Origin of the sequence: Natronorubrum halalkaliphilum (assembly GCF_009834785.1) — an archaeon.
GTDB lineage: Archaea > Halobacteriota > Halobacteria > Halobacteriales > Natrialbaceae > Natronorubrum > Natronorubrum halalkaliphilum.
Window position 1 is genome coordinate 1 of record NZ_WUYX01000041.1, and the last position, 20919, is coordinate 20919.

General features: G+C 64.5%; 24 protein-coding genes. 16 read left to right on the forward strand and 8 right to left on the reverse strand.

The window, feature by feature from the left end; all coding sequences use genetic code 11:
* From GS429_RS22680 to GS429_RS13270, 4 genes are all read left to right on the forward strand, one after another.
* The coding region (locus tag GS429_RS22680) for a hypothetical protein (protein WP_207709077.1) at nucleotides 1-200 on the forward strand (200 nt) is incomplete at its 5' end.
* 308 nt (nucleotides 201-508) lie between these two features.
* Nucleotides 509-1993, forward strand: coding sequence for a sensor histidine kinase (locus GS429_RS13260; RefSeq protein ID WP_160065854.1), 1485 nt, complete (start codon nucleotides 509-511; stop codon nucleotides 1991-1993).
* Nucleotides 1994-2038: 45 nt separating this feature from the next.
* Nucleotides 2039-2473 (forward strand): response regulator, encoded by a 435-nt coding sequence (locus tag GS429_RS13265; protein ID WP_160065855.1) that lies wholly within the window; start codon nucleotides 2039-2041, stop codon nucleotides 2471-2473.
* Nucleotides 2474-2633: 160 nt separating this feature from the next.
* Nucleotides 2634-2903 carry a PadR family transcriptional regulator gene (locus GS429_RS13270; protein ID WP_160065856.1) on the forward strand — a complete coding sequence of 90 codons (270 nt, stop codon included), beginning with the start codon at nucleotides 2634-2636 and terminating at the stop codon, nucleotides 2901-2903.
* A 291-nt stretch (nucleotides 2904-3194) separates the two neighbouring features.
* Here GS429_RS13270 and GS429_RS13275 read toward each other — a convergent pair whose 3' ends face one another.
* The gene (locus GS429_RS13275; RefSeq protein ID WP_160065857.1) at nucleotides 3195-3512 is read right to left on the reverse strand and encodes a hypothetical protein; all 318 of its coding nucleotides are present in this window, start codon (nucleotides 3510-3512) and stop codon (nucleotides 3195-3197) included.
* Nucleotides 3513-3718: 206 nt separating this feature from the next.
* On the opposite strand from GS429_RS13275, the gene GS429_RS13280 reads away from it, so the two are divergent.
* Nucleotides 3719-4747, forward strand: a complete 1029-nt coding sequence (locus GS429_RS13280; RefSeq protein WP_160065858.1) for a beta propeller repeat protein — start codon at nucleotides 3719-3721, stop codon at nucleotides 4745-4747.
* Here GS429_RS13280 and GS429_RS13285 read toward each other — a convergent pair.
* Both GS429_RS13285 and GS429_RS13290 read right to left on the reverse strand, forming a co-directional pair.
* Nucleotides 4744-5535, reverse strand: coding sequence for a hypothetical protein (locus GS429_RS13285; protein WP_328821385.1), 792 nt, complete (start codon nucleotides 5533-5535; stop codon nucleotides 4744-4746). The two genes, GS429_RS13280 and GS429_RS13285, sit on opposite strands and share 4 nt — an antisense overlap.
* Nucleotides 5536-5537: 2 nt before the next feature.
* Complete coding sequence (locus GS429_RS13290; protein ID WP_160065859.1) at nucleotides 5538-6761, reverse strand: PQQ-binding-like beta-propeller repeat protein; 1224 nt, start codon at nucleotides 6759-6761, stop codon at nucleotides 5538-5540.
* Between the two features lie 177 nt (nucleotides 6762-6938).
* On the opposite strand from GS429_RS13290, the gene GS429_RS13295 reads away from it, so the two are divergent.
* The 6 genes from GS429_RS13295 to GS429_RS13320 all read left to right on the forward strand — a co-directional run bounded on the left by GS429_RS13295 (nucleotide 6939) and on the right by GS429_RS13320 (nucleotide 11105).
* On the forward strand, nucleotides 6939-7262 hold the full coding sequence (locus tag GS429_RS13295) for a 30S ribosomal protein S24e (protein ID WP_160065860.1): 324 nt from the start codon (nucleotides 6939-6941) through the stop codon (nucleotides 7260-7262).
* Between the two features lies 1 nt (nucleotide 7263).
* Nucleotides 7264-7398 carry a 30S ribosomal protein S27ae gene (locus tag GS429_RS13300; protein ID WP_235920806.1) on the forward strand — a complete coding sequence of 45 codons (135 nt, stop codon included), beginning with the start codon at nucleotides 7264-7266 and terminating at the stop codon, nucleotides 7396-7398.
* A 154-nt stretch (nucleotides 7399-7552) separates the two neighbouring features.
* Nucleotides 7553-9328: a bifunctional N(6)-L-threonylcarbamoyladenine synthase/serine/threonine protein kinase gene (locus GS429_RS13305; protein ID WP_328821386.1), complete on the forward strand. Its 1776-nt coding sequence runs from the start codon at nucleotides 7553-7555 to the stop codon at nucleotides 9326-9328.
* A 78-nt stretch (nucleotides 9329-9406) separates the two neighbouring features.
* Nucleotides 9407-10027 carry a pyroglutamyl-peptidase I gene (locus tag GS429_RS13310; RefSeq protein ID WP_160065862.1) on the forward strand — a complete coding sequence of 207 codons (621 nt, stop codon included), beginning with the start codon at nucleotides 9407-9409 and terminating at the stop codon, nucleotides 10025-10027.
* A gap of 95 nt (nucleotides 10028-10122) precedes the next feature.
* Nucleotides 10123-10413, forward strand: coding sequence for a DUF5808 domain-containing protein (locus GS429_RS13315; RefSeq protein WP_160065863.1), 291 nt, complete (start codon nucleotides 10123-10125; stop codon nucleotides 10411-10413).
* 140 nt (nucleotides 10414-10553) lie between these two features.
* Nucleotides 10554-11105, forward strand: a complete 552-nt coding sequence (locus tag GS429_RS13320) for an XTP/dITP diphosphatase (RefSeq protein ID WP_160065864.1) — start codon at nucleotides 10554-10556, stop codon at nucleotides 11103-11105.
* A 232-nt stretch (nucleotides 11106-11337) separates the two neighbouring features.
* Here GS429_RS13320 and GS429_RS13325 read toward each other — a convergent pair whose 3' ends face one another.
* The 4 genes from GS429_RS13325 to GS429_RS13340 form a co-directional block, all read right to left on the reverse strand.
* Nucleotides 11338-12462: a guanosine monophosphate reductase gene (locus tag GS429_RS13325; RefSeq protein WP_160065865.1), complete on the reverse strand. Its 1125-nt coding sequence runs from the start codon at nucleotides 12460-12462 to the stop codon at nucleotides 11338-11340.
* Between the two features lie 80 nt (nucleotides 12463-12542).
* Nucleotides 12543-13016, reverse strand: coding sequence for a DUF7384 family protein (locus tag GS429_RS13330; RefSeq protein ID WP_160065866.1), 474 nt, complete (start codon nucleotides 13014-13016; stop codon nucleotides 12543-12545).
* A gap of 301 nt (nucleotides 13017-13317) precedes the next feature.
* Complete coding sequence (locus tag GS429_RS13335) at nucleotides 13318-14421, reverse strand: putative sulfate/molybdate transporter (protein WP_160065867.1); 1104 nt, start codon at nucleotides 14419-14421, stop codon at nucleotides 13318-13320.
* 111 nt (nucleotides 14422-14532) lie between these two features.
* Nucleotides 14533-15414 (reverse strand): dihydrodipicolinate synthase family protein, encoded by an 882-nt coding sequence (locus GS429_RS13340; RefSeq protein ID WP_160065868.1) that lies wholly within the window; start codon nucleotides 15412-15414, stop codon nucleotides 14533-14535.
* Between the two features lie 95 nt (nucleotides 15415-15509).
* Between GS429_RS13340 and GS429_RS13345 the strand changes: the two genes are divergently transcribed.
* Together GS429_RS13345 and GS429_RS13350 are read left to right on the forward strand one after the other, a co-directional pair.
* On the forward strand, nucleotides 15510-16025 hold the full coding sequence (locus GS429_RS13345; protein WP_328821387.1) for a GNAT family N-acetyltransferase: 516 nt from the start codon (nucleotides 15510-15512) through the stop codon (nucleotides 16023-16025).
* A gap of 70 nt (nucleotides 16026-16095) precedes the next feature.
* The gene (locus GS429_RS13350) at nucleotides 16096-17148 is read left to right on the forward strand and encodes an AIR synthase family protein (RefSeq protein ID WP_328821388.1); all 1053 of its coding nucleotides are present in this window, start codon (nucleotides 16096-16098) and stop codon (nucleotides 17146-17148) included.
* A 36-nt stretch (nucleotides 17149-17184) separates the two neighbouring features.
* Here GS429_RS13350 and GS429_RS13355 read toward each other — a convergent pair whose 3' ends face one another.
* Nucleotides 17185-18066 carry an MBL fold metallo-hydrolase gene (locus GS429_RS13355; RefSeq protein ID WP_160065869.1) on the reverse strand — a complete coding sequence of 294 codons (882 nt, stop codon included), beginning with the start codon at nucleotides 18064-18066 and terminating at the stop codon, nucleotides 17185-17187.
* A gap of 133 nt (nucleotides 18067-18199) precedes the next feature.
* Here GS429_RS13355 and thiD point away from each other — a divergent pair, with 133 nt between their 5' ends.
* Genes thiD through GS429_RS13370 form a run of 3 tightly spaced genes read left to right on the forward strand, consistent with a single transcriptional unit; the run spans nucleotide 18200 to nucleotide 20916 of the window.
* Nucleotides 18200-19549, forward strand: coding sequence for a bifunctional hydroxymethylpyrimidine kinase/phosphomethylpyrimidine kinase (gene thiD / locus GS429_RS13360; protein WP_160065870.1), 1350 nt, complete (start codon nucleotides 18200-18202; stop codon nucleotides 19547-19549).
* Nucleotides 19546-20526 carry a TIGR03560 family F420-dependent LLM class oxidoreductase gene (locus GS429_RS13365; RefSeq protein ID WP_160065871.1) on the forward strand — a complete coding sequence of 327 codons (981 nt, stop codon included), beginning with the start codon at nucleotides 19546-19548 and terminating at the stop codon, nucleotides 20524-20526. The genes thiD and GS429_RS13365 overlap by 4 nt, the downstream gene beginning before the upstream one ends.
* A 60-nt stretch (nucleotides 20527-20586) precedes the next feature.
* Nucleotides 20587-20916 carry a tRNA-binding protein gene (locus GS429_RS13370; RefSeq protein ID WP_160065872.1) on the forward strand — a complete coding sequence of 110 codons (330 nt, stop codon included), beginning with the start codon at nucleotides 20587-20589 and terminating at the stop codon, nucleotides 20914-20916.
* Nucleotides 20917-20919 lie beyond the last annotated feature (3 nt).

The window sequence follows — 20919 nt, forward strand, 5'->3', positions numbered from 1 at the left end:
AGCATCGTGATGTCGATCGTCCGCTGACGTTGGACGGCATCGTGCTCGCGCGCGATGCCTTCGATGAGGTCTGCGGGAAAGAGGAAGTCAACCGACGGCGTATGAGTGTTGGAGAGAGTTCAGGTATCACAACCTCTCTCTACGCGGTTTCTGAAGATAACTTCATCATGACGCTGGCGTCTGTCGGTTTCGCTCCTTAACCGAACACAGATGGTCGTTCGAGAATCAAAGATTCTCGTGATCACGGAAATCTATGATTCCCGGACGACCCCGAGGCACTCGCCTTGTTCATCTGTAGACCGCCCATCGTTCGATCAGCATGAGTAGTGGGCGTCGGACCCGCCCTAATAAACCACTCAGTACAGCGGAACGAAATACTACGTCAAACACCAATATACTGTCGGATTCTCACCTAACTTATCAATAAAATACACGCTCTTCCGTAGCATCAAAATACGGGGGTTACTGGACGAAGCCTTCTTATTGGTTGATCCTGTCCTATCTTAGGATGAGTCACGAGTCAAATCGGAGCCACCAGCAGGAATTTCGGACAGAAGGCGGCACCCATGATTCGTTAACGGTCGAAAGCGGCCTCGAAGCACTGCAGTCAAATTCGGAGTTTCACGGCACGGTCGAACCACTCGACGGACTCGAGGAACTCGAAACCTGTGAACACATCGCGTTATTCCACAAGACCCGCGAAGAACGCTTCGCAACGGTTGCGCCATTCATTCGGCAAGGGATCGAGCAGGGCGAGCGAGTCATGTATGTCATCGATGATCTTCCGAAGTCCGTAATTCTCGGAGAACTTCGCGGCGGTGATGTCAATATTGATGCCGCCCTCGAATCGGGCCAGTTGACGTTTCACTCACTCGAGGAAACCTATCTCCGGTCCGGACGCTTCGATCCCGATGATATGATCGACGTCTATGCTGAGGCGATCGACGAAGCGAAAGCAGAGTATCCGGGGCTTCGCGTGACTGCGAGCACGAATTTCATCCTCGACGAGCAGGCGACGATCGCGGATTTTATGGCCTACGAGAGCCGGGTGAACAAACTCTTCCAGGGTGAGGACTGTATCGCCCTCTGCCATTACGACTGTAATGCGATTCCGGCAGAGACGCTCGTGGACGTCATCCGAACACATCCCCACATCGTATACGACGATACGGTCTGTCACAACTTCTATTACACACCGCCGGAGGAATTCTTCGAACCCGATGAATCGATCCGAGACGTCGAACGAATGCTGAATACGCTGGTCGATCACTCCGAAGCACGGACCGAACTCAACGAAACGATCGAGGAACTGGAGGAATCGAACGAACGACTCAGGCGATTCGCCTACGTCGCTTCGCACGACTTACAGGAACCGTTACGGATGATCTCGAGCTATCTCCAGTTGCTCGAGTCCCGGTATGCGGACGAACTCGACGAGGAAGCACGCGAGTACATCGACTTCGCCGTGAACGGCTCCGATCGCATGCGGGAGATGGTCGAAGGGTTACTCGCGTATTCACGCATCGATATGGATGATGCGGAGTTCGAACCGGTCACGTGTGAAAATGTCGTTGAGGACGTGCTGACCGATCTGCAAGTACAGATTGACGAAACGGATGCCACGATTCTCGTCGGATCGTTACCCACCGTCGTCGGCAACGCCCAACAGCTCGAACAACTCTTCTCGAATCTGATCTCAAACGCAATCAAGTACAGTGGCGATCAGCCGCCGCACGTCGAAATTTCCGCCGAGCAGCAGGGCGACCGTTGCGTGTTTTCGGTCGCCGATAACGGAATCGGTATCGACCCGGAGTATGTCGATCAGATCTTCGAGATTTTCAACCGACTGCACTCGAACGACGAGTTCCAGGGAACTGGCATCGGCCTCTCACTGTGTCGAAAGATTGTCAACAGTCATGACGGCGACATTTGGGTCGATACGGAACCAGGGGACGGAACGACGTTTTACTTCACCCTTCCCACGGCCAGATAGAGGCCCCATTCAACGCACATGGTCACGGAACCGTTAAACGGGTTGGTGGTCGAGGATAATCCTGGCGATATTCGGCTTATCAAAGCCGGATTCGACGAGAGTAGTGTCGACGGTTCGCTTACCGTCGTCACCGATGGAGAAGAAGCGCTCGACTATCTCTATCAGCGAAACGGGTACAGATCCACGGGAAAACCGGATTTTCTGTTCTTAGACCTGAACGTCCCCAAAAAGACCGGTAGTGACATCCTTGAACGAATAGACGGTGATATTGATCTTCGCTCGATCCCAATACTCGTTCTCACAGGCTCGCGGGCCGATAACCACGTCCTTGAAACGTATCGGATGGGGGCAGACGGATATTTCGTGAAACCAGTCGACCCGAACGAGTTCATGTCGCTTGTGGAAACAGTGGTGGATACCGTTAGCTCCTCGGGAGCGCTCCCTCCGGGCGAATTTGCAGGTATTGATCACGGTAAGTAAACAGATAGCGTTATCGCCTTCGAAAGGCGTTGCAGCCGCTGTAAACGGTGCCTATCGATTCGTAAGGACCTCGGTATAATTGTTCTGCCAGTGTAACTTCTCCGTACGTTCTCTATTACAAATACTAGATATCGGGACGGAATACGCAGAGTAACAGCTGATGCACGATCTAACTGGATTTCAGCGAGACCTGCTGTACGTAATCGCCGGCACCGACGAGCCGTCTGGACAGGACGTAAAGACGGAGGTCGGGTCGTACTATAGCTCCGATATCAATCACGGGCGACTGTACCCGAATCTGGATACCCTCGTCAACAAAGATCTGGTTGAGAAGGGTGAACTGGACCGACGGACCAACTACTATGAAATCACCGAAACGGGCCGCCAACAGATTCAGGAACGCCGCGAGTGGGAAGCACAGTACAGGTGACGAAATCGTCGGAAACGGGTGTGGCGAGTACCGTCCTGCGAGATGGCGCCACGGAGAGGGATTCGTGGACGCTCACGCGAGCGACGTGACGGAGCGAGTTTCTGGCCACCCGGACGTCGGGCGCACGACCGCTCGGAATCGAGTGCTCGAGCGCACTCCGCAGGCGACCGCGGAAAGTAGCGGTTGGGTTCCACTCCTGTACGTCGTTCAGTCCGGACTCCGCGTAGCGCTCCAGTAGGGGCCCACTACGCGTCGTTACTCCCTTCCTTGGGACGTATCACGAAGCTGCGTTCAGTCAGCGGTTTGGGTCTCGAGCCACGATTCGAACCGCTCGACGGCCGCCGTGGCGATCGCGTCGCCGATTCGGTCCGGTGAGTCGGTCAGGTCCCAGACGTAGGTGCCGTCTCGAGTAACCGTTACCCAGTCGACGTACTCGCCGCGATCCAGTTCGAGCAACAGCTCTTCGAGCGTGTCGTCGTCGAGGCTGCAGCCGAGTGCGTCCTCGATGCGGGCGGTGAGTTGGGGCGTCGTTGCCAGAACGCGCCCGTCGCTACTGTTGGTCGGTGGTCCGGACGTCGGTGTCGGCGGGGAGGGCGGCCGATCGGTCATCGTCGAGACACTGGTTGTTCTTCGAGTACTATTAATACTGGTGGTAGTCACGAGACCCTGATTGTGTCGTCGTCAGACGGTAGTTAGAAAGATGACACATCCGTTGCCGATGCTCGAGGAGTTCGTCGCCCGAATATTCGACTGAGAGCGACGATCCCGTAGCCGCCACCCTGAAGCGTTAGTACGTGGCGACCGTCTGGGCCAGCATGCCGACTGTCTACGCTGCACTCCGGGACCGCCTCCTCGTCTGTACGAGCGACGACACCGACGCGACGGCGTGGACGACGACCCCTCGGCTCGAGGGCCACGACCTCGAGTGCGTGGCGGCCTCGCCCGCCGAACCGGATCGAGCCTTCGTCGGAACGTTCGAGGACGGTCTCTTTCGTTCGCGGCCAACAGACTCGGACGAACACGCCTCCGAGTTCGAACGCCTCGAGACCGATTTCGTCAGCGACGCCGTGATGTCGCTCGCGATCAGCCCCCACGATCCGGACGTCGTCTACGCGGGCACCGAACCGAGTCGCGTCTATCGCTCGACGGACGGCGGCGACTCCTGGACTCACCTGCCGGGACTGACTGACCTCCCCTCCGAAGACGAGTGGTACTTCCCCCCGCGACCGCACACCCACCACGTGCGCTGGCTCGAGGTCGATCCGTTCGATCCCGAGCGGCTCTACGTCGGGGTCGAGGCCGGCGCGTTCGTCCTGAGCACGGACGGCGGCGAGACGTGGCGGGAACGACCCGACGGCTCGCGCCGAGACAATCACACGCTGGCGACCCACGCCGACCGAGAGGGCCGCGTCTACACGGCGGCCGGCGACGGGTACGCGGAGAGCGACGACGGCGGCGAGTCCTGGAGCCGTCCCCACGACGGCCTCGAGCACACCTACTGCTGGGGGCTCGCCACCGACCCCGGCGACCAGGACTCGGTCATCGTCTCGAGTGCCCACGGCGCCTCGAGCGCCCATACCGCGGACTCTGCCGACTCGTACGTCTACCCCCGTACCGACGGCGATCCCTGGGAACGTCTAGATGACTGCGGGCTGCCGATGGGTGACGGCGTCGTCCGTGCCGTGTTCGAGACGACCGACGAGGACGGCGTCGTCTACGCGGTGAACAACAAGGGACTGTTCGTCTCAGAGGACTTCGGCGGTCGCTGGGAGCGACTCGATATCGACTGGGACGAGGGACTCGAGACGCAGGCGCCTCGAGGGCTGGCCGTGCTCGACACCTAACGGTTGATCGATGTCGCGAACCGGTCCTCGTGGCGCCGGTGTTCGAACAGCGAGGCGATCGCGACGGCGTGAACCGGAGCGACGAGCGCGCTGGTCAGGAACGCGCCTGCGACAGGAACGCTGGCGAGGAGCCACGCGCTGGTCCCGAAGATGACGACCAGGGCGAAGACCGACCAGCCGTCGCCACGAACCCAGACACCGCCATCCCGGATCGCTGTCCAGGGGGATGCGCCAGCGGCAATAAGTCCGGGTGTTGGAAAGAGCAACACCATCGCGGCGAGCAGTAGTGCCAGCGGAACGAGTCCGAACAGCCCCGTGCCCTGGGGGACGATCGAGTCGAGAAGCCGGTGGGCGAAATCGACCGTGACTACGAACCCGAGATACGACGGAAGCGGTCCGAACTGCGCCTCACCGTCCAGTAACCGTGTCAGCGTGAGCGCGCCTGCAAGCGCGACCACGAGCAACGACAGAACGTGCAGTCCGAGTCCCCAGACGAGGTACGGCAGTTCGAGACCGATAAACGACTCGAGGGACACCGACATCCGGTTCACGCCGGTCGGGTAGCCGACGTACTCGAGTGAGAGCGTCGCTTTGTCGAGTCCCGCGTACTCGAGAGCCGGGATCGGATCGCGCAGTCGGAGCGCGTCGATGGTGGCGAGAACGAGCCCCGCGACGGCGAACGGGGCGAATAGGCTCGGATTGCGGAGCAGCCGGTCGATGGCTGCTGAGAGGACGTGTGGAACGGACCACGCTCGACGGTCGTACTCCTCACCTCGGTCGCGCGCCACGATTAGGTCGCCTCCTCGAGGGCTAGCAGTCCCTCGTCAACGACGACGTACAACACGCCGTCGCCGACGATCGGTTGCCTGAAGTAGGTCGCATCCTCGTAGGTCCATCGCCGGTTGCCAGTCTGGGCATCGATCGCGACCAGTTCTGTGGCTTGGTTTCCGAGGTAGACGACGCCGTCGGCGACGACCGGGTCTGTGCCATGGCTGTGATCGACAGTCCACTCTTGCTCGCCGTGCTCGAGGTCAATCGCGTGCAGCGATCCCCTGCCGTCGGTGACAAACACCGTGCCGTCGGCGACGGCGGCGCTGCCGTCGATAGCGTTCCCGTCGTGGGTGTACTCCCACCGAACGCTTCCGTCGGTTCGGTCGAGCAACACGACACCCTCTCGATCGGGAACGACGAGCCCCGCTTCCGTCACCGTCGGCGGACGGAAGTTACGGTAGTTCAAGGCACTTTTTGCGTGAGGTTCGGGGGTAACACTCCAGTGTCGGTCGCCCGTCTCGGCATCGAACGCGACGACATCGCCGGGCCGACTCGAGACGTAGACGGTTTCGTCGCGGACTGCCGGCCGGTGGGAACCGGTCGACCGCGGTTTGCCGACCGTCTGCTCCCACCGGATTCGGCCACTGCTCGCGTCTAACGCGGCGACACGGTCGCTGTCGGGGACGACCGCGTACACCGACTCGTTTGTCGCGACCGGCGATGGACCCTGTGGCGGGAAACCGGACCAGCGCTGCCCCTCCTGCCCGTGGCTGTGCCACCGCTCGGTACCGATCGACCATCCCAGGGCCTCGTAGCCGCCGCTGGCACTCAGCCCGTAGATACCTTCTCGGCCGGTGACGGCGAGCGTATCGCTCCGGTAGGCCCTTGCCGTGGCTCGAGCCGGCGACGACCAGTAGTGCCCGTCTCGTCCGAATCGAATCTCGCCGATGTCGCGATCGAACGCGACGACTGACTGGTGGCCCACGGCGTACAGTGTCTCGCCAACGAGGATCGGTGCTGTCTGCCTGTGCATGCGCATACTCGAGTTCGTCTCTTGCCACGCAACCTCGACATCGTCTCTCGGACCCGACGCGTCGGGACTGTGGCCAGTCCCCGCCGGGTCGTACCGCGCCATCGGCCACTCGAGTCGATCGGCGTTCGTCGCGCCAAGCGTTACGTGGGTCCCGGTCAGGGCGACGGCCGTTGCACCGACTCCAGCGAGAAGTCGTCTTCTGGAGGGCATTGCTGCCGTTGGCTTGAGATAGTTAGCACATGTGTTTTTCGAACGATCAATACAGGACAGAAACGAATAGCACTTGTTCCGCGTCACCACCCCGTGTTCGATTCGGGAGATGTCTATCGGCCGCTTCGAAATCCTTTTAGGCGCTACACGGGGATAGTAGAGTAACTGAGTGATATCATGGACGTCGACATCATCTCCGAAACGGAGAACCCCATGTTGCATCGAACCGACGTGACCTTCGAACTGACCCACGAGGACGCGACGCCCTCGCGCCTGCAGGTTCGCGACAGTCTCGCGGCCAAACTGAACAAGGACGCCGACGAGGTCGTCATCCGCAAACTCGACACCAAGTTCGGGATGCGAAAGACGGTCGGACAGGCCAAAGTCTACGACACGGCCGACTACGCCCGTGACGTCGAGCAGGACCACATGCTCGAGCGCAACAAGATCGGCGCCGAGGATGCTGACGCTGACGCCGAAGCGGAAGCGGAGGAGGCCTAAAATGGCTCGTCACGAAATCTATAACGACGACGGTACCACGGAGCGCGAACAGTGCCCCCGCTGTGGGGACGCCTTCCTCGCCGATCACGGTGACCGCACCCACTGCGGTAAGTGCGGTTACACCGAGTGGGAGTAAGGCGATCTGCTGAGCACAAGTAACGCATATCGGAAACGCGAACGGGGAACGAACTGAGTCGTGAGCGGGCGACCTGCCGAGCGGAGTACAACGACCCGCGAGCACGTTCCGGCCGTTTCTCCGCCGACAACCGATCGCACAGTGAGACCAAACCGTGAGTTCTGACACCCGTATCCTCGGAATCGAAGGCACCGCCTGGGCGGCCAGCGCGGCGGTGTACGATTCCACAGCCGACGACGTGTTCATCGAGAGCGACGCCTACGAACCCGAAAGCGGTGGGATCCACCCCCGTGAGGCCGCCGAGCACATGCACGACGCGATCCCGCGCGTCGTTGAGTCGGCGCTCAAGTACGCTCGGGAAACTGCCGACCGCCCGGCCGGCGACCCCCAAGTAGACGCCGTCGCCTTCTCGCAGGGCCCCGGTCTCGGCCCCTGTCTGCGCATCGTCGGTACGGCCGCGCGCGCGCTAAGTCAGGCTCTCGACGTGCCCCTCGTCGGAGTCAATCACATGGTCGCCCACCTCGAGATCGGCCGACACAGCTCCGGCTTCGATTCGCCGGTCTGTCTGAACGCGAGCGGGGCGAACGCACACCTGCTGGCCTACCGGAACGGTCGCTATCGCGTGCTCGGCGAGACGATGGACACCGGCGTCGGCAACGCGATCGACAAGTTCACCCGTCACGTCGGCTGGTCTCACCCCGGCGGCCCGAAAGTCGAGGCGGCCGCCGAAGACGGCGAGTACGTCGATCTTCCCTACGTCGTCAAGGGGATGGACTTCTCGTTTTCGGGGATCATGAGCGCGGCGAAGCAGGCACACGACGAGGGCGTCCCCGTCGAGGACATCTGTTTTTCCCTTCAGGAGAACATCTTCGGGATGCTCACCGAGGTCGCCGAGCGCGCGCTCTCGCTGACCGGCAGCAACGAACTCGTACTGGGCGGGGGCGTCGGGCAGAACGACCGTCTGCGCGAGATGCTCGCGGAGATGTGCGCCCAACGCGGTGCGGACTTTCACGCTCCAGAGCCCCGATTTCTGCGGGACAATGCGGGCATGATCGCCGTGCTAGGCGCGAAGATGTACGACGCCGGCGACACGCTCGACCTCGAGGAATCCCGCGTCGATCCGAACTATCGACCCGATCAGGTGCCGGTCACGTGGCGTGCGAGATCTGAGCGAAGCGAAGATCTCGAAGATGCGAGCGGTAACGCGAGGAACCGCGAGCAGAGCGACGAGCCCGAACTCGCAACCGGTCGTGGCGCCGAAGCCGCCGAAACACGGGTCCGCGGCGCGGAGGCAGTCGTCGACCTCGAGGCTGACGCGGGTCGCGTCACGAAACAACGAGAGCCGAAGACCTACCGACATCCGGAACTCGACGACCGACTCCGCCGGGAACGGACGACTCTCGAGGCCCGCCTGACCAGTCTCGCCCGCCGGCACGGGGTCCCGACGCCGGTTCTTTCCGACGTCGACCCGCTCGAGGCGCGTCTCGAACTCGAGTACGTCGGCGAGACCGATCTCCGCGAGAGGCTGACCCGCGAGCGCGTTCGCGATGTCGGCCGGCATCTTGCGCGACTCCATCGGGCGGGGTTCGTCCACGGCGATCCGACGACGCGAAACGTCCGCGTCGGGCGCAGTGGAGCTCCGCCGAACGAGCGAACGGGCGAAGCCCGCGAGCAGACTGACGGTCGAACCTACCTCATCGACTTCGGCCTCGGCTACCACACCGACCACGTCGAGGACTACGCGATGGACATCCACGTCTTCGACCAGAGCCTCGTCGGCACCGCGGACGATCCCGCGGAACTGCGTGAGGCCGTCCGCGAGGGGTACCGCGAGGTCGGCGACGAGCGGGTGCTCGAGCGCCTGCGGGACGTCGAGGGGCGCGGTCGGTACGTGAACGCACACGACGAGAAAGCGGACTCGGCGGAGTGAACCGTCCCACGTTCGTCGGAGTCGGAATCAAAATCGGAATCGGGAACGTTCTTGCCGCGCCGATTCGAGTAGTCGCTAATGAGCGACATTCTCCTCGCCGGATACGAACCGTTCGGCGAATTCGAGCGAAACCCGGCACGACAGCTCGCGATCCGACTCGACGGCGACAGGATCGGCGACGCAACCGTCATCGGTCGGGAGTTCCCGGTCGTATTCGATCGGCTCCGTCCGGAACTCGAGGCCGCCGTCGACGAACACGACCCCGAAATCGTCTGCGGGCTCGGACTGGCCGCCGGCCGGAACGCACTCTCGCTCGAGCGCGTCGGAATCAACCTCCGGGATACCGGCGGAATTCCGGACAACGACGATCGAGAACCGGTCGACCAGCCGGCCGTCCACGACGGGCCGAACGCGTACTTCACGACGCTCCCGGTTCGATCGATGAAAGAGGCCATGCTCGAGGCGGGTGTGCCCACAACGCTGTCGACCGACGCCGGAACGCACGCCTGTAACAACTTCCTGTATCTCACGCGGCATCTCGCCGAAACCAGCGACCGAGCGTTTCGGGCGGGGTTCGTCCACGTGCCGTTCTCGCACGAGCAGGCGGCTGCACGCGACGACGGCGAGCCGAGTCTGGCGCTCGAGGCGATGCGGGATGGACTTCTCGCCGGGCTCGAGGAGGCGGTTGGAACTCCTTGACGCCGTCTGGGCTGGCTTCATCAGGTCTCGGCGTTGATTCCAGAGATGGAGACGAGCACCCAATACTCATATTAGGGGACACCGTACGTTCGTCCATGGCAGACAAACCGACTTCCGGAGAGATTCTCGGGGTACCGTACAACTTCGAACGACCCAGCATGGGCCGCATGATCTCGTCGTACTGGCAGCCAGGCGAAGGGATGCTCGTCGAGAAACCCTTCGGCGTCGGCTACACGTTGAACCTCGCCAACTGGCGCTCGTGGATCGTCGTGCTCGTCGCCGGTGCCCTCCTCTGGCAGCAAGAACAGGGGACGGCCGAACAGAGCCAGGAGACGGAAGACGAACCCGTCGAAGTCATCGTCGACGACGACGAATCGGGCGACTAGCGCTTCGTTCTTCGCTTCACCGCGTTTTCATCCAGTAGCGCCCGCTCACCCATGCGTGTGCGCGGATCTACCTCGAGGCTGGCACAGAGCGGCGGAACGCAACCGACGACGCTTTCCCCTCCCCGAAACGTCCCACGCGTATGGCCATTCGATTCGTCACGGGCAACGAGGGCAAGGTCCGCGAGGCTCGCGAGTACCTCTCGAGTACCGACAGCGTCGAACAGATCGAGTACGATTACACCGAGATTCAGAGCGACTCGCTCGAGGAGATTGCCACTCACGGAGCCCGGGAGACGTTCGAAGCGCTTGACAGCGACGAACCGGTAATCGTCGACGACACGGGACTGTCCGTCGAGGCCTTCGGCGGGTTTCCGGGGCCGTACTCAGCCTACGTCGAGGATACCGTCGGCGTCGAACGGCTCTGGCGGCTCGCGAGCGAGGAGGAGAATCGACGAGCGCGCTTCGAGACGGTTCTCGCATATGCCGACGAGCACGGCACGGAAACGTTCGAGGGGACGGTCGTCGGGACGCTCGTCGCACCTCGGGGCGAGGGCGGCTTCGGCTACGACCCCATCTTCGAGTACAACGGCCGGACGCTGGCCGAAATGAGCACCGAAGAGAAAAACGCGATCTCCCATCGCGGCCGCGCACTCGCGGCATTCGCGGACTGGTACGCCGACCGAGAGGCATAGCGTCGGATCGATCGCCGCCGTCTCATTCCCGCGATACGGAGAGTCTGGACCACCTGACCGAACAGCCGTCGGCAACCATTTCTCGAGCGCCGAGCCCTGATCGTTGCCGTTGTCTCGGGCGGCACTGAGGAACTGAGAAATTGAGACGCGTTCGTGTGAGACCGAACCCTCGCTCGAGTCCGAACGTGCGAGTCGAGCCGTTCGATGGGGAGTTCCGGGCCGTGAGCGCTCGTTAGTCGTCGCTTTCGACGGGGGCGTTGGTGGACTCGCCGTCGGACTGAGGGTCGCCGGTAGCCGCCGCTTTACTATCCACGCTGACGCCTTCCCAATCGTGATCCGCGTGATACCCCTCGCGTTCCTTCGCGCTGGGCGCGACCCGGATGAACGCCGCTTTCTCGCGAGCTTCGGGGATCGTGTGGCCGCCGCAGTAGGAGAGCCCGGACTGAACGCCGGCACAGAACTCCCCAACGACGTCGGCGACCGGGCCCTTGTACGGCGTTAGCGCCTCGACACCTTCGTCGGCCCGAACGTTGTTTTCCTTGTCGTCGCGCTTTTCGGCGGCGGTCGTGGTCGCCATTCCCCGGGAGCGCTTGTACCGCGTTCCGTCGACCTCGACCACTGCGCCGGGCGCTTCCTCGGTGCCCGCGAAGAGGCTGCCCAGCATGACGGTGTCGGCTCCCGCCATGAGTGCCTTCACCGCATCGCCCGAGGAGCGGATCCCGCCGTCCGCACAGATCGTGACGTCTAGCCCCTCGGCTGCGTCCGCGCAGTCGTCGACCGCGGTCAACTGGGGGACGCCGGCTCCCGCGACTTTCCGCGTGGTGCAGTGCGAACCCGGACCGATGCCGACCTTCACGCAGTCGGCGCCGGCGGCCGCGAGATCCTCGACGCCGGCGGGAGTCGCGACGTTGCCGGCGACGAGATCGACAGCCGGAAATTCGGCTCGCAGCCGTTCGACGGCCTCGAGCGTTCGCTCGAGGTGTCCGTGGGCGACGTCGACGACGATCGCGTCGACACCCACCTCGACGAGCGCGCCGCTGCGGTCCACGTAGTCTTCGTTTATCCCGACGGCAGCACCCACTCGTTCGCCGGCGTCGCGGACTCGCCGGATCTGTTCGGCCTGTTCGTCGGGCGTCAGAAACCGGTGGAGGACCCCGAACCCGCCGGCCCGCGAGAGTTCGATCGCCAGTTCGGCTTCCGTGACGGTGTCCATCGCAGCGGAGACCAGCGGCGTCTCCAATTCGATCGACGGCGTCAGAGCCGCCGAGAGATCGACGTTACTCCGGCTATCGACGGGCGAACGGTTCGGAACGAGAAGCACGTCCCCGTAGCTCAACCCGGTACGTAGATCGTTCATGACCCTCCAACCCTCACCGCCGCTCGCAAATAAACGTCTCGGCCGCTTACCACCTCGTGTCGCGGCCCCGCTGTAACGCTCTACTCTCGTGGGTCCCGATCCGGCCCTGGATACTCGCCGCCTTCGACCGCCTCGTAGAGGCTCGCGGGATCGAACAGTCGGGCGAAAGCGTCCGGCGGGCGGACGCTGACGGAAACTCGAGGCTGAAGCGTGAGCCCGGCTTTCGCCGACCGAAGACGCTCCTCGTACGACAACAGGTGTGCCGCTCGACCCTGATAGGCCGACGCCAGCGCCGGATGATCGCCTTCGGGTTGCTCCACCACGACCCGATCCGCCTCGAGCCGTTCCCGATGGTCGGCCGCGAGTCCCGGATCGGCGAGTGTCGCGACGAGTTGCTCCGTCCGCTCGAGCAACGGATCGCTCGCGACGAGTTCGACCCAGGAGTGGCCCCGGACGTGGTCGAGTGCATCTCGAGCGTCGCCGCCGACCAGCAGGTCGGCCGCGAGCACGTCGCTATCCGCGACGACGCGGGCGGGATCGGGCTGGTTAGCCATCCTTGGCCTCCCCGTCGGTGGACGGGTCGTCGCTCGCCGCTCGAACCGCCTCGAGGTCGACGTCGTACTCCGCGCCGCGATCGAAGAGTGAACCCCAGCGTGCTGTCATCGGCGGCTCTTGGGCCCGCGGGGAGAAAAGCGCGGGTATCTCGCCCGCCTTACGGCTGAGTGGGATTTCGTATAGCCATAATCGATTCATAAGGTCGGAGATCGGAGACGGCGACAGCTGAGCCGCGCCTTCTGACAGTCTGTCCGTGTCGAAAACCTCTGCAAAAGGGGCCGACTCGAGTGCTTTCGCTGGCTACTCCCGCCGCGAGAGTAGCCAGAACGCGACGGCCCCGAGCACGAACGCGACACCGACGTTGACCGCGAGGCCGACGGCCCCGACGCCGAGGACGACCGCGAGCGATCGGTGGCCGCGAACGGGTTCGAACGCGGCCCGAGCCAGTTCGAGTGCGACCACGACGAGCAAGACGGCCAGAACGGCGAGCGGGAACGCGGCTAGCAGCGCGCCGGTGGCGACGAGCGCCAGCGCGAGGTAGCCGACCCCGAGCAGGACGTTCGCACCCCCGGTTCGCGCCCCGAAGGCGTACTTCCCCGCGAGTCCGCCGCTGCCGTGACACATCGGGACGCCGCCGATCGGAATCGCGGCGAGGCAGGTGACGCCCATACTCGACGAGAGCGCGTCGGGCGAGATATCTCGATCGTACAGATCGCCACAGAGCAGGGCGGTCGCGATCGCCGCGTTTCCGACTGTCATCCCCAGCTGGGCGACGGTTCCCTCGAGCGCGCCGACTGAGAGCGTCGGCGTCCCCGCGGGAAAGAGCGCGAGTTCGGGCACGCAAGGCGTCGGAACGCCCGCGGTTACGAGGGCTGCGACGCCACCGAGTCCGAGAACGAGCAGTACGCTCGAGTGGCGATAGCCGACCGCCGCCAGCAGTCCGACGATCGCGAGTCCGGCGACGGCGACCGGGAGATTGCCCGCAGAGAGTCCGACCGCCGCCTCGAGTAACAAGAGGGCAACGGCGAACTGAACCCCGCGGATTACCGGTTCGCCGATGACCCGCTGGAGAGCCCCGAGGAAGCCGAGTCTTCCGACGACGATGAGAACCCCACCCGCGAGCAACCCGGCAGCGGCGAGTTCGGGGTAGGAAAGCGAGCCGACGATTGCCAGCCCGATCAGCGCCTTCATCGGCTCGACCGACAGCGGCATCCCGTAGTACAGCCCCCAGACGATCTGAAAGACGCCGAAGCCGACCAACACGTGAGGGAGGGACACGCTCGTCGTCGCCGCGAGAGCGACGATCAGCGGCAGTACCGTAACCGAATCTCCTAGCGCACCCGTCAGTTCACTCGTCGAGAACTCGAGGCCGAATCCGGACGCAGAACTGGACGAGTAGGCCATTTACAGCCGCTATGGTTGAGAGTCACTTTACTGTTGTCCGTGCCCAAAACCGGTTTCGATCCGTCTCGTTCGGAGGGGGATCTGGTTACGGGCCGATACCGGCCCGCGGAGCTATCTCGCGAGCGTCGACTCGAGGGCCGCTTCGAGGACGGTCTCGAGGTGCCGTCGCTCGTCGTTCGGAAGCGGCTGCAGCGGTCGTCGGAGTTCGCCGGCGGGTTGACCGCGCATCTCGAGAGCGGCTTTGATCCCGGGAACGCCGTACTCGGCGGTCACCGCTCGGTTGAGTTCGACGAGCGCGGCGTTCTGTTCTCTGGCCGTATCGGCTCGCCCGTCCCGGTGTCGGTGCCAGATCTCGCTCGCACGCGCGGGCGCGACGTTCGCCATCGCGAGGACGCCGCCGTCGGCTCCGACGTCGAGCCCTGCCGCGTACACGCTCCCGCTACCGACCAGCACCGAGAACTCCTCGTCCGCAGTCCGGGAGACCAGCCGCTGGAGGGACTCGAGGCTGCCACTCGAGTCCTTGATCCCGGCTACGTTGTCGTGGGCGGCGAGCGATGCGGCGGTTTCGGGCGCGAGTGCGTGGTCTGTAAACTTCGGAACGCTATACAGAAACACCGGAACCGGGGACTCGTCGGCGAGGTCGCGGTAGTAGGATTCGAGTGCTTGGTCGCCGGAGCCGTAGTAAGACGGCGTGACCACGAGCGCCGCGTCGGCACCCGCCTTCGCGGCGCGTTCGGTGGTTTCGAGGGTCGGTTCGAACCCTTCTTGGCCCGTTCCCGCGAGCACCGGGAGGTCGGTCGTTTCGGCGACCGTTTCGACGACCGATACGCGTTCGTCGGGCGTCAGAAGCGGTGCCTCGCCGCTCGAGCCGCAGGGGACCAGGAAGTCGACGCCCTGTGACTCGAGCCAGTCGGCGACGGTCTCGAGTCGGTCGTGATCGATTCGGCCGGAGTCGTCGAACGGTGTGACGAGCGGAACGCCAGTGCCGTGCATGAACGCGCATACGGTGGTCGGTGCTAAGGGTCGTGCGGTTGTCCGTTGGGACCTCCCTGCGAAACGACTTTGAACTATCCTGGACAACGAATAGTGTGAATATCCGTCACTTCGAGGGGGTTGCCGACGCGCGGGCGATACTCCGTACCAACGTGCTGGCGTGGCGCGAGGCCTACCGCGACCTGCTACCGGCGGCCGTCCTCGCGGAGCGGGACCCGGAGCCGGCCGAAGACCCGATTCGCGAGTACGCCGATCAACTGCGAGCCGATCGGGACGGAATCTACGTCGCGGAAGTCGACGGTGCCGTCCGCGGGTACAGCTATTTCCGATGGGGCGAGGAGACGAAATCGTTCGTCGGCGAGAACGAAGCGGGGCTCAAGGAAATCTACGTCGCCCCCGACCACTGGGGCCAGGGGGTCGGAACGGCACTGCTCGAGCGCGGCCTCGAAGACCTTCCAGAGCGAATCGACCGGCTGAAACTCGAGATGCTGGACGGCAACGATCTCGGCCACCGGTTCTACGCCGCTCGCGGGTTCGAGCGAACGGGGTCCGACGAGTTCGAAATCGCCGGCAAGCCGTATCCGACGGCGATCTACACGCTCGAGTTGTAGCGTTGTCGCCGTCGACGCGAAGCCGGCGCGGATCATCATCGCTAAGACGGCTCGGTCGGACGGTTCGACCGTGAGCGACCTCGGCAAGATCGATCGGCAGTTCTTCGACCGGCACGTCGCGCCGAACCTCGGCGCGGATCGCAGCGACGTCGCGCTCGGACCGCAACACGGGGTCGACTTCGGCGTCATCGATATCGGCGGGCAGGCGCTGGTGACCGCGACTGACCCCCTTTCGATTCTGCCGTCGTTGGGATTCGAGCGCGCGGCCCGGTTCGCCCTCGACCTCGTGTTAGCGGACGTCGCCGTCAGCGGCGTCGAGCCCTCGCATCTCTCGATCTGTTTTACGCTTCCCGAGACGATGTCCGACGAGCAGTTCGCGACGGTCTGGGAGACCATCCACGAGGAGTGCGTCGACCTCGGCGTCTCCGTAGTGACGGGGCACACGGCCCGGTATTCGGATCCCTCGCATCCGTGGGTCGGCGCGGCGACCGCGATGGGCGTCGGCGACCACGACGAAATCGTCCGCCCGGACGGCGCGAGCGAGGGTGATCGACTGCTCCTGACAACGGGCCCCGCCGTAGAGGCGGTCGGGTTGTTGAGCACCCTGTTCGGCGACCAGTTGGACCTCCCCGCTGGCGTCGTTTCCGATGCCCAAGATCGCCTCGAGGAGGTCTACTGCGTCCGCGACGCCCTCGCGGCGGCCGCCGCGGGTCCCGTGACGGCGATGCACGACGTGACGGAGGGCGGGCTCGCGGGCGCGCTGAACGAGATGGCCGACGGGGCGAGCACTCGGTTCGCGATCGACCGCGACGCGGTGCCGATGCGTCCCGGCGTCGAAGAAGTCTGTGAGGCCCTCAAGATCGACCCGTGGGCGGCGACCAGCTGCGGATCGCTACTGATCGCCGTCGATCCGGCGGGCGCAGACGACGTAATCGGAGCGCTCGAGGATCGCGGTACCGTCATCGCCGAGATCGGCCGCGTCGGGGCGCCGAGCGGTGTTAGTGGCGGTGGCGGTAGCAAAGAGGGCGACACCGACGGCGAGGTGCTCGTCGATGGGGAGCCACTCGAGCACCCGACCGTCGACCCGTCGTGGGCGGCCTACGCCGAACTGGCCGGCGAGTAGTAACCGACGGCGATTCCGTCGTAGACTACGGCGACGTTAGGAGTCTTCGAGATACTGCAGAACGCCAGCAACGTCTCCCTCGAGGCCGACGCTGCCCCACTCGGCTCGAAGCTCGTTGGCCATCTCCGTCGGATCGTCGGTCGTTTGGGCGACCCGTTCGACGGCGTCGACCCACTTCGGGAGCAGGTGCTCGTAGGTCTCGAGCCGGACCGTCGCGTCGGTCGCGACGCCGTAGTGGGGGTAACAGATCGTCTCGGGGTCGAGCGCCCGGAGCTTCCGGACGGTCTCGACGGCGTCCTCGAGATCGAAACTCGGGGGCTGTGTCGTCGGATAGATCTCTCCGCCGAAGTGCATTCCGGCGGCGTCGGCGGCGAACAGCGTCCCCGTCGTCTCGTCGAACAGACAGGCCTGATGGGGTGCGTGGCCCGGCGCGTCGATCACCTCGAGGAGGCGGTCGCCGAGGTCGATCGCGTCTCCGTCGGCGATCGAACGCGTCCGCCCGGCGGGGACGAGCTCCGGATCGCCGTAGGGCTCCGGCATACCGATGGCGTCTTCGACGCTCCGTTTCAGCTTCGCGAGGAGCTCCGGATCCGTGAGGAAGTCGACGCCGCGCTCGTGGCAGTGGACGGTCGCGTTCGGACAGGCCGACGCCAGCTCCCCCGTCCCGCCGGCGTGGTCGAGGTGGACGTGCGTGGGAATCAGATGCGCGAGGGCGTCGCGGGCGATACCGAGTTCGTCCAGCGCGCCGAGGATCGCATCAGGGGTCGTGTCCGCCGTCCCGGTATCGATCACTGCCGGCTTCGGCGCGTCGAGGACGTACACCGCGAGCTGTCCAGGCTGGTCGAAGAGTCGCCCGTCGACGCGGTAGACGTCGGTCGTCCCGGGCACGCGCTCGATATCGAGGTCACGCTCGGTCACGACCCGATACTGTCCCTACGGTAACTTGAATCCACCGCGGGCGGTGCAACCCGCTCGCCGAAACCGCCGTCCCCAGCGACGTTCCGTTTTTCGGACCATCACCGCTTAGTATAACCGCAGAATACACTCGGCTATGAGAACGCCCGCACCCGACAGCCGACCCGTCGCGCTGACGATCGCCGGCAGCGACTCCGGCGGCGGCGCCGGCATTCAGGCCGACCTCGCGACGATGGCCGCTCACGGCGTCTTCGGAACGTCCGCGATCACCGCCGTCACGGCCCAGCACACTCGCGGGGTCGAGTCGTCGCACGTTCTGCCGCTCGAGGAGATCGAAGCGCAGATCGACGCCGTCACCGGCGACTTCGCGGTCGGGGCCGCGAAGACGGGGATGCTTGCGACGACCGAAATCGTCCAGACTGTCGCCGACCGCGCGGCTTCGTTCGAGTTCCCGCTGGTCGTCGACCCCGTGATGGTCGCGACCTCGGGCGACCGGCTGCTCGAGCCCGAAGCCGAACGCGCTTACGAGGAGCTGCTCGGTGCGGCCGCGCTGGCGACGCCGAACGCCGACGAGGCTGAAGTCCTGACCGATATCACGGTCGCAGACGAGGACAGCGCCCGCGAGGCCGGGGAGGCGATCCTCGAGACGGGCGTCGACGCGGTGCTGGTAAAGGGGGGACACGTCCCCGGCGAGCAGGTACGGGATATCCTCGTCACCGAGGACCGTACCCGATTGTTCGAACACCCGCGAATCGGCACCGACGCGACCCACGGCTCGGGCTGTACGCTGGCCGCGGCGATCGCTGCCCGCCTCGCGAAGGGCGACGAACTCGGGATCGCCGTCGAGGGGGCCACGGACTTTCTCGCCCGAGCAGTGCGGTACTACTACGACGTGGGCGAGGGTCACGGCGCGGTCAACCACCTCGTCGAACTCCGGAACGAAGCCGGTCGAGAGCTGACCGCCGAGGAAGTGCAGGCGGTCGTCGACCGCTTCGTCGAGCGCGACGTCTCCGCGCTCGTTCCCGAGGTGGGGATGAACGTCGTCGGCGCGACGCCGTACGCCGAATCCGTCGCCGAGACGGCGGGCGTAGAGGGCCGGATTACGCGGACGCTTTCGGGAGTCCACCCGAACCGCGGCGTCCGATTCGGCGCCTCGAGTCACGTGGCTCGATTCCTCCTCGCAGCGCGGGAGTTCGTGCCGGAGCTGCGATTCGCCGCGAACTGCCGCTTGGACCCGGCGATCGAGGACGCACTCGAGTCGCTCGAGTGGTCGGTCGCGGAGGACGATCGAACGGCTGTCGATGCGACCGCGAGCGGCGCGATGGACTGGGATCTCGGGACGGTCTTCGGGGGCCGCGAGAATCCTCCCGAGGCCGTAATCGACCGCGGCGATACCGGGACGGAAGCGACGACGAAACTCGTCGCGAGCGATCCCGAGACGCTCGCCGACCGAGTGCTCGCGCTGGACGAGGAGGTGTCGCGATGACCGCAACCGCAAGCGACCTCGACGTCGGGATCATCCTCCCCCAGTACGGCACCGCGTTCGAAACGATTCGGGAAACCGCATTCGAGGCCGAATTGCTCGGGTACGACGCCGTCTGGCTCGAGGACCACTTCCAGTCGTGGATCGGCGATCCGCGCCGGAACACCCACGAGTGCTGGACGACGCTCAGCGCGATCGCCGAAGCGACCGACGAGATTCGTCTCGGCACGCTCGTCACGAGCCAAGACTACCGCCAGCCCGCCCTACTGGCGAAGATGGCGGCGACGGTCGATCACGTCAGCGACGGTCGACTCGAACTCGGCCTGGGCGCGGGCTGGTACGAAGACGAGTACGACCGGTTCGGCTACGAGTTCCGGGAGCCGCCGGCCGAACGGCTCCGTCGGCTCGCCGAGACGGTCGAAATCCTGCAGGGGCTGTGGACCGAGGAGGCGTTCAGCTACGAGAGCGAGCACCTCGACGTGGACCTCGAAGACGCGTTCTGTGAGCCCCGGCCGATCCAGGAGCCACACCCGCCGATCTGGATCGGCGGCGGAGGCGAGGCGTTCACGCTGCGGTACACCGCCGAACTGGCCGACGGCTGGAACTTCGGGACCCTCGACCCGGAGGGGTTCGCGGAGAAACTCGAGATTCTCCGGGAGCACTGCGATGACGACGAGCGATACGACGAGATCCGCAAATCCGCCGAACTATTCGTTTTCGTCGGCGAGACAACCGAGGAGGCCGAGCGCAAGCGAGCGTCGTTCCGGGAGACGCACCTTCCGGAGGAACCGACCGAGCCGCGGGAGTTCTTCCTCTCGGGATACGTCGAGACGGCCCCGACGGGGACCCCGTCCGAGGTGCGCGACCGACTCGCGGAGTACGCGGACGTCGGTATCGAGACGGTCATGCTCTCGGTTCCCGACGCGACCGCAGATGGAGACGACAGCCTGGCACTGCTGGCCGACGAACTCCTGGCGTAGGCCTCCGGCCCCCGGTGTAGGATCCGAACGCTCATTCACCAGGGCGACGAGAGATAACGCATGGTCGAAAGTCCGTTCGACGTCGAGATTCGCGTCGGCGAAGTGCTCGAAGCCGAGGCGTTCCCGGAGGCGAACAAACCGAAGATGACCAAACTCCGGATCGACCTCGGCGAGGAACACGGGGAGGTCCAGTCCGCCGCACAGTACGATCACCATTACGACCCCGACGAACTCGAGGGACGGCAGGTGCTGTGTGCGACGAACCTCGGTTCGGTGCGGATCGCCGGCTTCAAATCCGAGGTGCTGACGGTCGGCGTGCCGGACGACGAGGAGTTTCCGGTACTCGTCGAACCGGAGCAACCGGTCTCGCTCGGCAGTGTGTTGTTCTGATCG

Excerpts from the sequence above, each read along its gene's own strand:
- GS429_RS13260 (WP_160065854.1), top strand. The coding sequence starts at position 509 with ATGAGTCACGAGTCAAATCGGAGCCACCAGCAGGAATTTCGGACAGAA.
- GS429_RS13270 (WP_160065856.1), top strand. The coding sequence starts at position 2,634 with ATGCACGATCTAACTGGATTTCAGCGAGACCTGCTGTACGTAATCGCC.
- GS429_RS13275 (WP_160065857.1), bottom strand. The coding sequence starts at position 3,512 with ATGACCGATCGGCCGCCCTCCCCGCCGACACCGACGTCCGGACCACCG.
- GS429_RS13280 (WP_160065858.1), top strand. The coding sequence starts at position 3,719 with ATGCCGACTGTCTACGCTGCACTCCGGGACCGCCTCCTCGTCTGTACG.
- GS429_RS13290 (WP_160065859.1), bottom strand. The coding sequence starts at position 6,761 with ATGCCCTCCAGAAGACGACTTCTCGCTGGAGTCGGTGCAACGGCCGTC.
- GS429_RS13295 (WP_160065860.1), top strand. The coding sequence starts at position 6,939 with ATGGACGTCGACATCATCTCCGAAACGGAGAACCCCATGTTGCATCGA.
- GS429_RS13300 (WP_235920806.1), top strand. The coding sequence starts at position 7,264 with ATGGCTCGTCACGAAATCTATAACGACGACGGTACCACGGAGCGCGAA.
- GS429_RS13310 (WP_160065862.1), top strand. The coding sequence starts at position 9,407 with ATGAGCGACATTCTCCTCGCCGGATACGAACCGTTCGGCGAATTCGAG.
- GS429_RS13315 (WP_160065863.1), top strand. The coding sequence starts at position 10,123 with ATGGCAGACAAACCGACTTCCGGAGAGATTCTCGGGGTACCGTACAAC.
- GS429_RS13320 (WP_160065864.1), top strand. The coding sequence starts at position 10,554 with ATGGCCATTCGATTCGTCACGGGCAACGAGGGCAAGGTCCGCGAGGCT.
- GS429_RS13325 (WP_160065865.1), bottom strand. The coding sequence starts at position 12,462 with ATGAACGATCTACGTACCGGGTTGAGCTACGGGGACGTGCTTCTCGTT.
- GS429_RS13330 (WP_160065866.1), bottom strand. The coding sequence starts at position 13,016 with ATGGCTAACCAGCCCGATCCCGCCCGCGTCGTCGCGGATAGCGACGTG.
- GS429_RS13335 (WP_160065867.1), bottom strand. The coding sequence starts at position 14,421 with ATGGCCTACTCGTCCAGTTCTGCGTCCGGATTCGGCCTCGAGTTCTCG.
- GS429_RS13340 (WP_160065868.1), bottom strand. The coding sequence starts at position 15,414 with ATGCACGGCACTGGCGTTCCGCTCGTCACACCGTTCGACGACTCCGGC.
- thiD (WP_160065870.1), top strand. The coding sequence starts at position 18,200 with ATGAGAACGCCCGCACCCGACAGCCGACCCGTCGCGCTGACGATCGCC.
- GS429_RS13365 (WP_160065871.1), top strand. The coding sequence starts at position 19,546 with ATGACCGCAACCGCAAGCGACCTCGACGTCGGGATCATCCTCCCCCAG.
- GS429_RS13370 (WP_160065872.1), top strand. The coding sequence starts at position 20,587 with ATGGTCGAAAGTCCGTTCGACGTCGAGATTCGCGTCGGCGAAGTGCTC.